General features: G+C 53.8%; 14 protein-coding genes. 1 reads left to right on the top strand and 13 read right to left on the bottom strand.

Annotated features, from left to right (window positions below; genetic code table 11):
- Nucleotides 1-19 precede the first annotated feature (19 nt).
- The 6 genes from AC3RCL_RS08730 to spoVAC all read right to left on the bottom strand — a co-directional run bounded on the left by AC3RCL_RS08730 (nucleotide 20) and on the right by spoVAC (nucleotide 6,507).
- Nucleotides 20-2,260, bottom strand: a complete 2,241-nt coding sequence (locus AC3RCL_RS08730) for a transglutaminase TgpA family protein (protein WP_492535206.1) — start codon at nucleotides 2,258-2,260, stop codon at nucleotides 20-22.
- Nucleotides 2,257-3,504, bottom strand: a complete 1,248-nt coding sequence (locus tag AC3RCL_RS08725) for a DUF58 domain-containing protein (RefSeq protein ID WP_492535205.1) — start codon at nucleotides 3,502-3,504, stop codon at nucleotides 2,257-2,259. Before AC3RCL_RS08725 ends, AC3RCL_RS08730 begins: the two co-directional genes overlap by 4 nt.
- 2 nt (nucleotides 3,505-3,506) lie before the next feature.
- Nucleotides 3,507-4,463: an AAA family ATPase gene (locus AC3RCL_RS08720; RefSeq protein WP_009592163.1), complete on the bottom strand. Its 957-nt coding sequence runs from the start codon at nucleotides 4,461-4,463 to the stop codon at nucleotides 3,507-3,509.
- 179 nt (nucleotides 4,464-4,642) lie between these two features.
- A complete protein-coding gene (gene spoVAE / locus AC3RCL_RS08715; RefSeq protein WP_015734153.1) occupies nucleotides 4,643-4,993 on the bottom strand; it encodes a stage V sporulation protein AE in 351 nt (116 codons plus the stop codon).
- Between the two features lie 4 nt (nucleotides 4,994-4,997).
- Complete coding sequence (gene spoVAD, locus AC3RCL_RS08710) at nucleotides 4,998-6,011, bottom strand: stage V sporulation protein AD (protein WP_096773012.1); 1,014 nt, start codon at nucleotides 6,009-6,011, stop codon at nucleotides 4,998-5,000.
- A 7-nt stretch (nucleotides 6,012-6,018) separates the two neighbouring features.
- Entirely contained in the window at nucleotides 6,019-6,507 is a 489-nt protein-coding gene (gene spoVAC, locus AC3RCL_RS08705; protein ID WP_015734151.1) for a stage V sporulation protein AC, read from the bottom strand.
- Nucleotides 6,508-7,066: 559 nt separating this feature from the next.
- Here spoVAC and AC3RCL_RS08700 point away from each other — a divergent pair.
- Nucleotides 7,067-8,140, top strand: coding sequence for a M42 family metallopeptidase (locus AC3RCL_RS08700; RefSeq protein WP_009592187.1), 1,074 nt, complete (start codon nucleotides 7,067-7,069; stop codon nucleotides 8,138-8,140).
- Between the two features lie 74 nt (nucleotides 8,141-8,214).
- Here the strand turns inward: AC3RCL_RS08700 and AC3RCL_RS08695 are convergent, their stop codons facing one another.
- The 7 genes from AC3RCL_RS08695 to AC3RCL_RS08665 form a co-directional block, all read right to left on the bottom strand.
- Nucleotides 8,215-9,618, bottom strand: a complete 1,404-nt coding sequence (locus tag AC3RCL_RS08695) for an MFS transporter (RefSeq protein WP_192569253.1) — start codon at nucleotides 9,616-9,618, stop codon at nucleotides 8,215-8,217.
- Between the two features lie 100 nt (nucleotides 9,619-9,718).
- Nucleotides 9,719-10,381 (bottom strand): cysteine hydrolase family protein, encoded by a 663-nt coding sequence (locus tag AC3RCL_RS08690; protein ID WP_492535204.1) that lies wholly within the window; start codon nucleotides 10,379-10,381, stop codon nucleotides 9,719-9,721.
- Nucleotides 10,382-10,419: 38 nt separating this feature from the next.
- A complete protein-coding gene (locus tag AC3RCL_RS08685; RefSeq protein ID WP_192569255.1) occupies nucleotides 10,420-11,463 on the bottom strand; it encodes an ABC transporter substrate-binding protein in 1,044 nt (347 codons plus the stop codon).
- 53 nt (nucleotides 11,464-11,516) lie between these two features.
- Nucleotides 11,517-12,398 (bottom strand): ABC transporter permease, encoded by an 882-nt coding sequence (locus AC3RCL_RS08680; RefSeq protein ID WP_090911916.1) that lies wholly within the window; start codon nucleotides 12,396-12,398, stop codon nucleotides 11,517-11,519.
- Nucleotides 12,399-12,428: 30 nt separating this feature from the next.
- Nucleotides 12,429-13,208 carry an ABC transporter ATP-binding protein gene (locus tag AC3RCL_RS08675; protein WP_009592193.1) on the bottom strand — a complete coding sequence of 260 codons (780 nt, stop codon included), beginning with the start codon at nucleotides 13,206-13,208 and terminating at the stop codon, nucleotides 12,429-12,431.
- Between the two features lie 149 nt (nucleotides 13,209-13,357).
- Complete coding sequence (locus AC3RCL_RS08670) at nucleotides 13,358-13,732, bottom strand: Na-translocating system protein MpsC family protein (RefSeq protein ID WP_009592183.1); 375 nt, start codon at nucleotides 13,730-13,732, stop codon at nucleotides 13,358-13,360.
- A 280-nt stretch (nucleotides 13,733-14,012) separates the two neighbouring features.
- On the bottom strand, nucleotides 14,013-14,978 hold the full coding sequence (locus tag AC3RCL_RS08665) for an acetylxylan esterase (protein ID WP_096773009.1): 966 nt from the start codon (nucleotides 14,976-14,978) through the stop codon (nucleotides 14,013-14,015).
- Between the last annotated feature and the right edge of the window lie 130 nt (nucleotides 14,979-15,108).

Raw genomic sequence — 15,108 nt, 5'->3', positions numbered from 1 at the left:
CGCGGTCTGTCTTCTTGGATTACGTTGATAGACGTTTGTCCGGCACAATGCGGACCTTCTTGATGGACTTCTTCAGCTTCTCGGCATCCTGTTGGACCGAGCGCCACTGCTCTTCCTTCACTTCCGCAGGGCTGTAACGGGCAGCCTCGAACTGCTGCAGCAGCGGTCTCAGCTCTGCTTCCAGTTCAGGATGCGCAAATGCCCAGCGGCGAACCGATTCACGGAGCGTTTCATGTTCTTGCCTTACCAACCCCTTGCGCTGCACGGAACGGATCCAGCGTTCCGTCTCGGCAATCACCTTATCCGCTGCCGTCAGCGGCTTGCCTGCCCGAATCCGTGCCCCGGCGAAGCGCAGGCTGATGCGCATTCTCCACATGATATACAGAATCCACAGCACGATGACAACCACCGCTGCCGTTACTATGACTTTAACCCATCCGGATGATGGATTATCAGAAGTCGGGGCAGGAGCTGCCTCGTCCTCGGCCTTCTCTTCCTCTTCGACTTCCTCCTCGATGACGGGCTCAGCCTCGGTGTCTGCCGTCAGAATCGGCATGCTGAATCCCGGAGTCGCTTCGATCGGAACCCAGCCGTACTCGCCGAAGTATACTTCAACCCAGGAATGGGCGTCAGCGTTCGTAACGGTATAGTTATCAGGCTCGATCGAGGTTTGACCGTCGACCGGAACGTATTCCGTAGCCGTCATCCTGCCGGGGGCGTAGCCCTTGACCCAGCGTGCAGGGATATCCAGCGACCGAGTCATCATCACCATGGACGTGGAGAAGTAATCGCAATACCCTTCCATGATTTCGAACAAAAAGGCATCTACGAAATCGTCGCTCTTTTTGAGCGAAAGGTCGGGGGTGTTGGTATAGGTATAGTTGCTCGTTAAATATTGTTGCAAAAGCATAACCTTCTCATACGGCGTGTCTCCGTCCGCCGTAATTTCTTCGGCCAGATCCGATACGCGGTCCGGGAAATTTCTCGGCATCTGGACGTAGGCTTCGTCGAACGAGCCGGAATACAGCTCATCATAAGTTCTGGCGCTCAGCTCATCGATCGGGATGACGGGAACTTCCGACGTTAAGGTATAACTCTTCGGATAGTCCGCATCGCGAACGTCGTCCAAATGCATCTCCGCGCCTTCGGTCACCCAGCTGAGCCGGTCCGGATCGATGTCCTCATCCAGGCTTTCCAGCTGACGAACGCTGTAGGCCCCGAACAAGACCGGATACACCGTGTCGCTCAGCATCGTTACCGATTGTTCCAGCTTTTTGGTAGGTACGGATGTGCCGGCTTCTCCCGGCAAGGAGTCGCCGATGTCGACTCCCGTCCCGGATCGACGGCTGCTGGCTCCGTCAGCCCAGCCCGTGCCCGAGTACACGGCTCTGGTTTCGCCGCGCCAATAGCTGCGTTCTTCCGAGGTGATCGACATCACCGGCGAATAATCAAAATTAAAACCGCCGCCAAGATCGTTATCCTCTCTTCCGTAACCGGACATGCTTTCGGACGCCGACTCGATAAGGGTTCCGGTCCCCGATGTGCCGACGCCGGATAACGGTACCCCGTTCCACTCTCTCCATGCCGTATAAGGATCGGTCAGTGTCGGCTTCACGTGGGGCATGTTCACGCCGGCCACGATAATCAATGAGAAAATGACCAGAATATTGGCGATAATCTTAAACGGATACTTCGACAGATTGACCCATCCTTGAGGAAAGCGTCTGCGGAACCGGTTGAAGTGGCTGGATACGAGCCAGCCCATTCCGGCCCCGACGACCCAAGCAATCTCGTCCCACAGCACGATTTTCGTGAAGGAATCCAAAATGGCAAAACTAATGACGTGGATCCCGACTACAAGAAGGACGCGTCCCTTGGTTTTGGCCCAGCGGGCAAGAAAGAGGAACATGGCCCAAGCAGCGATAGCAAACCATAAATAAGGAAAGAGATACAGGAGTTCTTCGGTCAGGAAACTTTCCGCTCCGAAGACAGGAACCGGATTGCCGGAGGTTTTCAGCAAACTGTATACGCAATACAGGATCAATAGAAACTGGAGAAACACTCGGTAACCCTGCTTGATCGGCAGCAGCGCTTCGGTAACCGCCGTAATCGTTAGAGCCGCGATAACGATGGCGGTCGTTTCCGACAGCCATATCGTTTCCGTGAAGGATACCCACTGCATCCCCATGATCCAGATCCACAGCATCGTTAACGTGCTGAAGAAGGTCGTCGATAGTTTGTCCAGCCATAACTTCATCATGCACCACCTCCAAGCGCAGCCGGAAGCTCATCGAGGGAAGCAACCGAATAACTTGAGATCCCCCGGGATTGCAGGAGCGAAATCGATTCATCGCGTTTTGTTGTTTCTTTGGAAGGAGCGATTTGCAAGAAGCACGGGTTCATCCCTCTGGTCTCCACCCAGCGCATGATCTCAGAAGCCTCTTTGCCGCTCATCGGGCTGATCAGCAGGAACAAGGCTCCTTTGGGAAAATGGCGGTAGGATTTCTCAAGGGACGCAATCAGCTTGCTCTTCCGGTTATAATCCACGTCAACCAAATGCTGAATCATGCGCATCCGTTCCCCGGCGTGATCGGCAGGAGCGAACATTTGGGTTTCCTGGGCAGCCGTGAACAGCCCCGTCCCCGCATGCTCCTTGGCCCCGTATTCGATCAGCGAAGCGGCTGCCGATACGGCAAGCTCGAATTGCTGGGCATTGTCGTATCCGTCGGCGGCGCAATCCAGAACGATCATCGTTCTGGGGAAGGACTCATGCTCAAATTCCTTCGATTTCCACGAGCCGGTCTTCGCCGTTGCATTCCAGTGAATCCGGGAGATCCGGTCTCCATATACATAATCGCGGACGCCGTTAATTTGCGTGGTTTCCCGTCTTGAAGCCGACACCGTGGTTTGCGTCCCGCCCAATCTGGAGTTCCGTATGTTCCGCTGCCACTTTGGAATATAAATGGTTCTCGGCAGAACGCGGAAATCCGTTTGAACCTCGATGCGTCCCTTATGCTCCATCAATCCGAAGATATCTTCGCTTATGCATTCCGTCTTGGAAAAAACATATCGCCCGCGTTCGAGCGGAGGAGTCTGGAATACAAGCTTGCCTGCCCCCCGGAGGTTCGGAATGACGCTGTCTTCAAAGGACCAGGAGTCTCCGTTATGTCTCTGCAGCACTTCGCGCACGATCATATAGGGCATCGGCAGCAGCCCCGGGACATGGACCTCGAGCTTAACGCGCACCTGCTCGCCGGCATGAAGCTGTTCTCCACTGCGCTCCGTTCCCCCAAGGACGACCCGGTGCGCTTTGACGCGATTGACCCCGCCAAAACCCGCGCCGATCAGATAGACCGTCAGAAGGCTGACCATGGAGAAGAGCATGAGCGAGGTTTTCCCTCCCTGGAATAAAACATACAAAAGACATAGGCACCATACCGCCAATACCGCTGCCAGTCTGGACGGCTGCATGCCATTCAAAAATAACGAAACCGCGCGGCGCATGCCTATCTCCCCATCTGAACAGGCACTTTAACCTGACGGAGTATAAACTCAAGCACCGACTCCGGACTCGCATTGTCGAGCCTGGCTTCCGGACGCAGCATGATCCGGTGCGAAAGTACGTAGGGAGCAAGCGTCTTCACGTCATCTGGCAGAACGTAATCCCGCTCTTGCAGAAAGGCATAGGCTTTAACCGCATTCATGAAGGACAGGGTGGCCCGTGGACTTGCGCCCAGCATAACGGAAGGGTGCTCACGGGTCGAACGGGTGATATTCAGCAGGTAATCGGCAACGGGCTCGCCGATGAATACCTCGCGAATCTCGCGCTGAATGGATGAAATCTTATCCATATGCGTCACAGGCTGAAGCTTGTCCGACAGCTGCCCGTCGCGCGAACGGTACATCAGCTGCTTCTCCGTGGCGGCATCAGGGTAACCCAGGCTCAGCTTCAGCATGAACCGGTCCAGCTGCGCTTCCGGAAGCATATAGGTGCCTTCAAAATCAATCGGGTTCTGGGTCGCGCACAGCATGAAAGGATGCGGGAGTTCGTGGGTAGCCCCGTCCACCGTTACGCTGCGCTCCTCCATCACTTCCAGCAGGGCCGACTGCGTTTTGGTTGTGGCCCGGTTGATTTCGTCCGCCAGCAAAATATTGGTCATGACCGGACCTGGTCGGAAGTAAAACATCTCGTCTCGAGGGTGGAAAACGGAAACGCCTGTTATATCACTCGGGAGGATATCCGGGTTGCATTGAATGCGGCGGTAATCCCCCTGCATGGATTTCGCTAGTGCTTTGATCAGTTGGGTCTTTCCCGTGCCGGGCACATCTTCGATCAGTACATGTCCGCCAGCGAGCAGCGCCGTAAGGAGCAATTGGATCTCAAATTCTTTGCCTAGCAGGCACGACTCCAGATTGGTTCGTACCGAGGTAATGATTTTCATGGATTCTTGGCTTACGGGCATGTATGACTAACCTCCTGTAAGGGAATAAATACTTAATTTAGTACTATTGTACATGATCGAAGTCCCGGAGTACATTCGTAGAGATATTTTGGTTGTTCTCCTTCTTACAGGCCCTTTAGGCAGAAAAAAAAGACCCCGGCATAAAGCCGAGATCTTTTGCTTCTGGATGTTCAAGGGTGTTATCCCTTCGGACGAACGAACAGCGCTGCCAGGAAGGAGAAAATGATCGCCGAGGATATCCCCGCGCTGGTTACTTCGAATATCCCCGTCACGACCCCGATCCAGCCGTCCCTCCCCAGCTCCGTCAACGCGCCGTGCACAAGCGAGTTGCCAAAACTCGTGATCGGCACGGAGGCTCCCGCTCCCGCGAATTTCACCAGCGGCTCGTACAATCCGAAGCCGTCCGCGATGGCCCCTGCAACCACCAGCGTACTCATCGTATGCGCCGGCGTCAGTTTAATAACGTCCATCATAATTTGCCCAATGACGCAAATCAATCCGCCAATAATAAACGCCCATAAAAACTGCATCTTGTTATCCTCCCATCTCTAAGGCTACGGCGTGAGCGATACACGGAATGCTCTCACCCTGCTGGTAAGAAAGGGGCGACAGCAAGGCACCGGTAGCAACGACCAGCACCTTTTTCAATTCGCCTTTGCGCATCCGTTTCAAAATATGGCCGTAGGTGACAACCGCCGAGCAGCCGCAGCCGCTGCCCCCTGCGTTGACGTATTTCTGTTTTTCCATGTCGTAGATCATTAAGCCGCAATCGGCAAATACCGTGCCGTCCATGATGACATCGTTCTGCTGCAGGAGGTCCTTGGCAATGGGAAGCCCAACCGAAGCAAGATCGCCCGTCACGATCAGATCATAATCCTTCGCCTGCCGGCCCGTGTCCTTAAAGTGCTTCGTGATCGTGTCGGCCGCCGCCGGAGCCATCGCCGCCCCCATGTTGAACGGATCTTTGATGCCCAGATCGACCACCTTGCCGATGGTGGCATACGTCACGGCAGGTCCGTCTCCCTTGTCCGAAACGACGGAGCAGCCTGCTCCCGTGATCGTATATTGCGCATAAGGCGGTTTCTGTGATCCGTATTCCGTCGGATACCGGAACTGCTTCTCGACGGTACAGTTATGGCTGGCCGTACCAGCCATGACATACTGGGCTCCGCCCGAATCGACAAGCATGGAGGCGACCGCAAGGCTCTCCATCGATGTGGAGCAAGCACCGAACACGCCGATATACGGCACGCCCATCTGTCTGGCGGCAAACGAACTGCTGATGATCTGGTTCATCAAGTCCCCGCCCACGAAAAACTGCAGCTGGTCTTCCTTGATGCCTGCCTTTTCGACGGCTTTTCTCGACGCGTCCTCCAGCAGCTTCCGTTCCGCCTTTTCCCATGTTTTTTCGTTGATCTCAATATTGTCGTAGACAAAGTCGAAATCGTTGGCCAGCGGACCTTCCCCTTCTTCAGGGCCAACGATCGTCCCCGTGCTGATAATGACGGGTTTGTTCTCGAACTGCCATGTTTGACCGATCACCTTCATAATCGCGTTACCTCCCCTCGATGCCGAAAATAGCGTAAATGATACCGATAATGAACGCAGCCACGGTACCAAATACGATCACGGAGCCCGCCAGCTTGAACATGCTGGCTCCGACCCCGAGAACCAATCCCTCTGCACGATGTTCAAGCGCAGCGGAACACATGGAGTTCGCAAACCCCGTGACCGGCACGGCGCTGCCCGCTCCGGCCCATTGCGCGATTTTGTCATATACGCCGAAGCTCGTCAGAATGACGGAGAGGATGATCAATACGGCGACCGTGGGATTGCTCGCTTCGGTGGTGCTCATATCGAATACGGACATAAAAAAACGCTGAATGCATTGGCCGATCAGACAGATGAGGCCTCCCACCAAAAAAGCGCGCAAGCAATTTTTAAGCACGGCGCGGGGAGGCTCATGCTTTTTGGCAATCGTCTGATATTCCGCCGAGCTCATCGTGGTGATATCAGACTTAGGCTTTTGGTTGGAGCCTGACATTTCAATACACCTCCGCAATTGGTTAAGTATGGAATCCTTTTGAACAAACGCTGAAAAGCCGCTATGGATATCACTCACATATCATTATGCTTTGAATGATCTCCCTTTATGTTTGGAAAATCATCCTTCTCGCCGACGCATCATGGCTTGTCCGGCCATAGTGACGCCAACGCGAAAATCAGCTTCCAGGAGCATCCTGAAAGCTGATTTTCAAACTCGCTGACTTGATTCGTTTGGAGCCGGCCGTTATATAAGAATGTATTTCAATAAAATGACGAGTAGGATGAACAAGACCATAATGAGCAGAAGTTCTCGGACTTCGGCATGATAGTCGTATCCATCAATCCCATGGCGGTTCATATTCTGCCCCTTCCCGCTGACAACAAACATCCACATGTTTTTCTATATCGTATTCCCGTCCAGGATAGGGGGTGCTTGTTCCACTTACATTTATATAACGCAGCCTGACGAAGCCGGCTTTGTAGACTTTTCGGATGTATAGGGGCATACTAGAAAAGGAAAAACTCTTACATACCTTTTCTAAAGGAGCGATTTCGTCATGAATGAATCAACACTGGAATTATTCCGTACATTAACGGAATTCCCTGCTGCACCGGGCTTTGAGAGGGAACTCCGTTCTTGGGTGAAGGATGCCCTCTCTCCATATACAGATGAGTTCGTGCAGGATCGGCTGGGCAGTTTGTTCGCGGTCCTTCGCGGCAACGATGAAGGTCCGAAAGTCATGGTGGCCGGACACATGGATGAAGTCGGCTTCATGGTAACCGGCATAACCGAAGCGGGCATGGTTCGTTTCCAGCCGCTCGGCGGCTGGTGGAGCCAAGCCGTGCTTGCCCAGCGCCTGCAGATCATCACGGACAACGGCCCGGTCGTCGGGGTTGTCGGCTCCATTCCTACGCATCTGCTGGATGAAGCGCAGCGCAGCAAACCGGTCGACATCAAAACGATGTATATCGATATCGGCGCCGACAACAAGGCCGAAGCGGAGTCGTTCGGTATTCGTCCAGGCCTGCAAGTCGTTCCGATCTGCGAATTCACGCCGCTGGCCAATCCGAAAAAAATCATGGCCAAGGCATGGGATAACCGCTACGGCGTAGGCCTTGCCATCGAGCTGGTCCAGGCGCTCCATGGCGAGAAGCTGCCCAACACGGTATACGCCGGTGCGACCGTGCAGGAAGAGCTGGGCCTTCGCGGAGCCCGCACTTCGGCAAACCTGATTCAGCCGGATATTTTCTTCGGTCTGGACGCCAGCGCAGCGAACGACATGATGGGCGACAAGAGCCAGTTCGGCCAATTGGGTCAAGGCGCGCTGCTTCGCATCTTCGATCCGACGATGCTGACCCATCGCGGCATGGTCGAGTACGTTCAGGATACGGCGGAGACAAACAAAATCAAATACCAATACTTTGTGTCGCCGGGCGGCACGGACGCTGGCCAAGTGCATTTAAGCGGCATCGGCGTTCCGTCCACCATCATCGGCATTTGCTCCCGGTATATCCACACCTCTTCGTCCATCATCCACACGGACGACTACGAGGCAGCCAAAGAGCTTCTGATCAAGCTCGTCAAGGGCTTGGACCGCACGACGCTCCAGACGATCCTGGACCGCGCGTAAGCCAAACGAAAATGGAAAAGGGTATCCTGCAGGTCTTGAACAGACTGCGGGATACCCTTTTTTTCTTTCTGCCTTTACGAAGATAACGTCTCCTTATGCCTGGCGAAGCGAAACGATATGAGCATCGTGATATAAACGATGGCAACCAGCGCCGTATTCAGCACAAATATCATCCGAAATCCGATAAGCCCCCCTGCCGCCTGACCCGGAAGCGCCAGCATGGCGCCTCCCGCCGCCGTGCCAAACATCATCCCCAGATTTCGCGACAGCGCCAAAATGCTGCTGATCAGTCCGAGGTCCGTTTTGGACGTCCTGCCCATCACCAGGGAATTGTTCGGCGGCGTGATCAAGCCCATGGAACCGCCGAGCAGGACGATAAGCAGAATCAGGAAGAAGATCGGATACGCAGGCGATACAAAGCCCAGCACGATTAGCGCCGCCGTCATGGCCAGCAAGCCGGCAGACAATAACGGGAATGTCCCCAGCTTGTCCGACAAGCTTCCGCTTAAGGGGGAGAATATGATCAACGACAACGGGTACCCCATCATGATCAGCCCTGCCGTCGCAGGTTCGATGCCCAGCTCGCTGAGCAAAAACACCGGCAGCACAAGCTGCGCGGAGAAAGCGGCCATATAGGTGATGATGGTAATGAGGATTCCGACGCTAACGCCTGCATCCCGAAACAGATCCAGCTTCATAAATGGAAGATGGCCCTTCCCTTTTCGCTCCCAGCGGGAAGACAGGCACCACCCGATGAATGCGGCGGCTCCTGCCCCGAACATCATGAACAGCAGCGTAACCTGCCAGGAACCCCATCCCCACTGAGCCCCCAAATTCACGGCCGTGACCAGTCCGGTCAAGGATATCGCAAAAAAGGCAGCCCCCGGCACGTCCAGCCGGCTCACGCCTTGATCCGGCTCGTCCTTCGGAATGAAACGCTGCGCGAATATCCATGCAACCAGCGAGATCGCCGTAAGCAGCCAAAAATTGCTCCGCCACGAAAACCATTGAATCAAGATTCCGCCAAGGCTCGGACCGATCATGGAGCCCGCAGCCACGAACGTGCTGATTAATCCCAGCGCTTTACCGCGCTGTTCCTTCGGAAACACGGAGATGATGAGCGCCATATTCGTGGCTTGATACATGGCCGCTCCGATGCCTTGAAGAATCCGGGAAGATATCAGACCGTTTAAGGAAGGAGACAATGCGCAGCATAGCGCACCGGCCATAAACACGAAATAGCCGATATTGTGGATCTTCCGCCTGCCCAGCATGTCCCCCAGCTTACCCATGACCGGGAGCAGGATGGAGATGACGAGCAAATATGCGGTCACGATCCACTGTGCCGCGGGGATACCGGAATCGAATGTTCTTGCGATATCTACAAGCGCGATGTTGAACATGCCGGCCGACAGATTGGACAGAAATGCCCCTAAACATATGGTGTATTGAACGATCATCCTTGATGTGCTGTTCATGCAGGACTCACCCGCTTTATTCATGAATTTCGGTGCCGCTCAGAGAAAAAGCCCCCCATGCGGAGAGCTCCACTCTGCTTGAACCTGCGTACCGTGCAAGCTAACCGATGGCCGGATGCGCCGCGGATTTCGGCCGCACTGGCTCCTCGGCTTTTTTATCCATCCAAATATCGATAAGCCGCGCCACCTCACTAACTTTCCCGAAATAACCCTCGATATTCTCGAGCGTCATGTCATGGGCCGTTTGCGAATACGACGCGCAGGCATCCGACGCAAGCACGATATGATAATCCAGCATGAAGCCGTCCCGGGCCGTCGATTCCACGCACACATTGGTGCTGACCCCCGTCATGATCAAGGTCTCGATCTTCAGCGTCTTTAATACCGAATCCAGCCTAGTATTCACAAATGCGCTGTACCGGTGTTTATTGACAATGATATCGTCCGCCTCGGGCGTGATCTCGTAAAATTCCGCTCCCCAGCTTCCCCTTCGGCACACATGAGCCGAGCGTCCGGAGGACCTGGTCGTCCAGGCCTCGGAATCCGTCGCTCTTTCATGCAGCGTTTGGATGAAGATAATCGGCACATTCAGCTCCCTGGCGGAATGAAGCAGCTTATGCAGCTGCGGCATCATCTCCGCCACCCCGCTAACATCGCAGCCCGCTCTAGGCAATGCCCCCTCCGGATGGCAATAATCGTTTTGCACATCCACCACGATCACCGCCGCTTTGCTTCCCAGCATCAGTTGATTCAAAGATTTCATCGTGACACTCTCCCATTCAGGCCCGTATATTTGAAATTTCACTTCTTGGATTGGTTCACAAACTGCATATCCACCAGGGCATCATAGGTATAATCCCCTTTAAAAATTCCGGTCTCTATCATGACATCCATATCATGCTTCAACGCTTCTTCCGAAATCATCCCGTCCAAGCTCCACAGATTGTCCGCATAGGCACGGTCCAGCGCAGCTTGTATCGCATCCTCGGATAATGTAGGGAATTCGGCTTTCAGATTCTTCTTGGCCAGTTCCTTATCCGACTGGACGACTTCAAGCGCTTCGATGATGGCATCGGTAAAGCTTTGAACGGCTTCCGGATCCTTCTCGATGGTAGACTTCTTCACACTGAGCACCGAATACGAGAAATCCCCGAGATCATGAAACTTGTAAAACGGCTCCTCCCACACGTTCTTCGAAATTCCGTCGCTGATTTGCGGTTCGGCTCCATTGGCGATATCGGCTGCGCCCTGTTGAACCATCGTCACCACCGTGGAGCCGTCGGCCGGCTCCAGCAGCTGCACATCCTTCTCCGGATCGAGCCCCAGCTGAATCAGCAGATAGCGGGTTAAGAGATTCGGTGTCCCTCCATGGCGGCCGGCGTTAATCTTTTTTCCTTGCAAAAATGCCTTCAGGTCCTCGGGGGAATCGCTCGCAGGCGCGGTGCCCTTCTTAGCCATTAAATACACGTTCGCCCGATTGACGACATTGACGACCGAGATGATCGGGTCGGAATTGTTGTTGTTGGCCAAGGCATTGGACTCCGTCCCGCCGATAACGCCCCAGGCATCACCGCTGACCACGGCGGTTACGTGCGCTCCCCCTGCCGCTTGGATAACCTCGACGTCCAGCCCTCTTTTCTCGAAGTAGCCTTCGCGCTGTGCGACGTACAGGGGAAGATAGCCCGTGGAGTGGAGCGGCTCGGCGATCACGATTTTCTTGAGCTTCCCGTCGCCGGAAGCGGAGACGGTGCTGCCGTCGCTTTTCTCGTTGCCGCAGGCGCCAAGCAGGGCGGTGACCATGACCAGTGCGAACAGCAGTGAACGTTTCCTCGTTTTTTTGTTCATATGAATTCCCCTTTTTAATAGAAATAGTTCGTTTTTGGTGGATGTGTCCAGTGCTATTGCTTGGTCAAGCCCTTGGATAACCACTTCTCCAGTACGACCACGCCCCAGTACATCACCATGGACAGCAACGACAGGACGACGACGCCCACCCACACGAGGTTGATATCCAGTATCGTTCCTGCATACATAATCATCCGGCCGACGCCCTGGCTTGAGGCAATGAACTCGCCCACGATGGCACCTGCCAGCGCAAGGGCAATATTGATCCGTAAACTGCTGATGATCCAGGGCATGGACCACGGTACAACGACCTTGGTAAAGACCTGATGCCGCTTGGCGCCCAGGGAGTACATCAGCTTTTCCATATCCGGGTCCACGCTCTTCACGCCGCTGTATGCCGACAGGGCCGACACGACAACCGTCATGGAGAAAGCCAGAGCCACCTTCGAGAAGAATCCGATTCCGAGCAGAATGACGAGTACGGGCGCTAAGGCGAGTTTTGGCATCGCATTCAGTATGATTAGGTACGGCTCGCTGATCCCTGCATACGATTTCGACCACCAGAATGATAGCCCGAGCAGTGCACCGAGGAAGGTGCCGAACACAAACCCGAGTATGGTTGAGCCGGACGTGTACGTAATATCCCTTAACAGGGTCCCCTCGGTGATTTGGGTCCAGGTTGTGCGAAGGATCGCGCTGGGGCTGCTCCAATAATAGGAGTCCAGCAGGCCGATTCGAGTGAACACTTCCCATACCAGAAAAACAAGCACGGCTACAGCGGCCCTTCCCCAAACGATCCGCCGGCTCCTGCGGCGCTCCAGTCCCTCTTCATCCAATATGTACGGCACGACCTCCGGCCGCTTGGACGAACCCGCGGCAGACTCCGCGGGTGTCACGGCATGTACGATAAAAGCCTCTTTGCGTGCAGTTTCCATCAGGCTCCCTCTCCTTTCGTTCTTCTCGCTTTACGATATTTGCTCTTCCTCATGCCCAGCCGACAGCAGGTCCATGAGATGATGCTTCAGCTCCATGAATGCCGGCGACGTCATGTCTTCCGTTTTGCGTGGACGCTCCATCGTCACGGTGATTTTGGACTTGATCCGCCCGGGCCTGGACGAGAATACGTAGATGTCATCCGACAGGTAAATCGCTTCATCGATGTCGTGGGTGACAAACAGCACCGTTTTGCCAAAGTCCTCCCAGATCTGCAGCAGCCAGTTCTGCATGGTCAACCGGGTCTGTGCATCAAGCGCACCGAACGGCTCGTCCAGCAAAATGATGTCCCTGTCGTAGAGCAGCGTCCGCAGCAGCGCGGCACGCTGTTTCATCCCCCCAGAGAGTTCCTTCGGATAATGCTTGTCAAAGCCCTTCAGACCGTATTTTTCCATCAAGGGCAGCGCCCTCTCCACGGCTTCCTTGTAGGGAACGCCCCGAACCTCCATGCCCAGAATGATGTTATCGAGAATGGTGCGCCATGGCAGAAGCATGTCCTTTTGCAGCATATAACCCACATAACCGGTCGTACCGACGATATCCTTTCCGTCGGCCATCACTTTGCCCGTGGAAGGAGGCATCAGGCCGGCGATAATGTTGAACAGGGTGGATTTGCCGCAACCGCTGGGACCGATTATGCTGACAAAACGCCCCTCCTCGATCGCCAGACTCGTCTCCCGCATGGCCGGAATCTCTTCCCCGTTTCTGCGAAACCATTTGCTGACGCCCGAAATTTCGATTTTGTGAGTCATGGCCCTTCCTCCTCTTCTTTGTTTTTCATGTTTTTTCAGTAACAACACACATTTATTTTCAAAAGCGGATGTAACAAAAAATCGCCAGTCCAGCCCCAAGCCGCACACCAACGTGTACCTTGGTACCAAACTGACGATCGGCCCGCTCTCTACCCGAGTTCCGGCATGTCGTTCAGATATGTTTCTATCTCCTTCTCCAAGAATACGATGGTACCGGAAAACTCGGTCTCTGCATCATAGTCTTTAAGAATGGAGATGATTTTAAACGGAAACTTCTCTTCCAGGCTGGTTTTAATCTCCTGCTTGAACACCTGGAATAAAAGGTGGTCCAACTGCCGGGTAGAGAGGGGGTAATTCTCATCCAGCAGTTTTAGGACGGGGACTCTACTATTCCTCGACACAATGATGATTTTGTTGCCAACGAAATCGACTTTTTGCTGCTTTACACCCACGTTAAATATTTTCTTATTTATCGCGTTGTAAACCCTCAAAAGATCCTGTTTGAGTTCGCCTGCTGTCATCATGGTTCAACATCCCTTTGTGTAAATTATTATTACATTGACCGGGGTAGGTATAGGGTGTTTATCGAGTTCGTTGTGTCCTTGGGTTTAATTATAGGCAAACACAGAGGATTGTCAATACATTAACGTCAAAAAAGTTAACAACATTTAGTTTTACGTTAATTTATATGACATATATATAACAAAGCGACTTGCGATATACCGTTCATGCGTGATCTCTTTTCACATTTTTACACATCCTTAGAACGGGACAAAGCCCTATTTTCCCGTTCCGTTCATTTGTCTATCTCCGATTAAATACCCGTTCCAGGAACAAAACGCCTTCCCGCTTCTGATACTCACTGACTTCATGGCCGGAGAACGGATAATCCCTGATTTCTTTTGCCGCCTCGATCCGGTTGTAAGCCGCATAGATGGTCTCGGGCATGCAAACCGTATCCTTCCATCCGACGGACACCATGATCGGCGCCTGGATTCGCGGTGCGAGATTCAGCATGTCAAAATGCGCGAGATGCGCCAAAATCTGATCCAGCTGCTCCGGGTACCGCTTTATGTATTGGGCGATTTCGTTCAACGAGCTGACCGAATACAAAATGCCGTAATCCATCCTGCACATGTTGGGAATGTCGGCTACGATGGCCGCAACCTTGGGGTTCAGCGCCCCTGCCAGCATCGACAGGCCGCCGCCCTGGCTCCCGCCCACCACGGCGATTTTTGCAGGGTCCACTCCCGGCTGCCGTGATGCCGCATCCACGGCTCTCACGGCATCCATGGCAATGGCCATGTAATAGGAGCGATGGATATCCGTAATCCCCTGCGACACCCAGCCTTTAACCACGCCGCTGTCCAGCGGCAGCAAATTCCCCGTCTCCCCGCCCTGACCCCTGACGTCGACGGCAAACACCGTATACCCCAGCATCAGCCAATGAGCATACCGTTCAGGAAATCCGCGGTCTCCGGTATAACCCGGGAAGGTTACGATACACGGCCTGGCCTCTGCTTTCGATGAATGATTAGCCGGCGCTATATGCCAAGCGTTGATAGGAGTATCATCATATCCATGATAGGTTACCCGAGATACCTCCATATGGGGATAAGGCGTAGCTTCCGGTCTACTAACCATGCGAAGCGGTCTGTCCCCATGCGACTTCAGCACTCCCTCCCAAAAAACATTCAAAACCTGCTCGTCGATCGTTGGTTCCGGACGCAAGTTGCCAAGCTCTTTCTTACGCTGCTCGATGGTATTCATTCTGTGTTAACTCCTTTTCGCGTGTTAAGTGAAAGTTCATATGACATGGTTATTTCGGCATAACGTCCTTTATCCCCTTCGAAACGATTGGAATTCATGCCGGTTTATTACAAAATCCTCTCAAAATAAC

It is taken from the genome of Paenibacillus sp. MT86 (assembly GCF_058792535.1).
Note: the sequence above shows the minus strand (reverse complement) of the source record. Positions and strands in the feature narration are given on the sequence as shown.

What these genes read in the sequence shown, in the direction of transcription:
- AC3RCL_RS08690 (WP_492535204.1), bottom strand. Translation starts at nt 10,381, where the DNA reads ATGAAATCTTTGAATCAACTGATGCTGGGAAGCAAAGCGGCGGTGATC.
- AC3RCL_RS08700 (WP_009592187.1), top strand. Translation starts at nt 7,067, where the DNA reads ATGAATGAATCAACACTGGAATTATTCCGTACATTAACGGAATTCCCT.
- spoVAE (WP_015734153.1), bottom strand. Translation starts at nt 4,993, where the DNA reads ATGCAGTTTTTATGGGCGTTTATTATTGGCGGATTGATTTGCGTCATT.
- AC3RCL_RS08665 (WP_096773009.1), bottom strand. Translation starts at nt 14,978, where the DNA reads ATGAATACCATCGAGCAGCGTAAGAAAGAGCTTGGCAACTTGCGTCCG.
- AC3RCL_RS08675 (WP_009592193.1), bottom strand. Translation starts at nt 13,208, where the DNA reads ATGACTCACAAAATCGAAATTTCGGGCGTCAGCAAATGGTTTCGCAGA.
- AC3RCL_RS08695 (WP_192569253.1), bottom strand. Translation starts at nt 9,618, where the DNA reads ATGAACAGCACATCAAGGATGATCGTTCAATACACCATATGTTTAGGG.
- AC3RCL_RS08725 (WP_492535205.1), bottom strand. Translation starts at nt 3,504, where the DNA reads ATGCGCCGCGCGGTTTCGTTATTTTTGAATGGCATGCAGCCGTCCAGA.
- AC3RCL_RS08670 (WP_009592183.1), bottom strand. Translation starts at nt 13,732, where the DNA reads ATGATGACAGCAGGCGAACTCAAACAGGATCTTTTGAGGGTTTACAAC.
- spoVAC (WP_015734151.1), bottom strand. Translation starts at nt 6,507, where the DNA reads ATGTCAGGCTCCAACCAAAAGCCTAAGTCTGATATCACCACGATGAGC.
- AC3RCL_RS08730 (WP_492535206.1), bottom strand. Translation starts at nt 2,260, where the DNA reads ATGATGAAGTTATGGCTGGACAAACTATCGACGACCTTCTTCAGCACG.
- AC3RCL_RS08685 (WP_192569255.1), bottom strand. Translation starts at nt 11,463, where the DNA reads ATGAACAAAAAAACGAGGAAACGTTCACTGCTGTTCGCACTGGTCATG.
- spoVAD (WP_096773012.1), bottom strand. Translation starts at nt 6,011, where the DNA reads ATGAAGGTGATCGGTCAAACATGGCAGTTCGAGAACAAACCCGTCATT.
- AC3RCL_RS08720 (WP_009592163.1), bottom strand. Translation starts at nt 4,463, where the DNA reads ATGCCCGTAAGCCAAGAATCCATGAAAATCATTACCTCGGTACGAACC.
- AC3RCL_RS08680 (WP_090911916.1), bottom strand. Translation starts at nt 12,398, where the DNA reads ATGGAAACTGCACGCAAAGAGGCTTTTATCGTACATGCCGTGACACCC.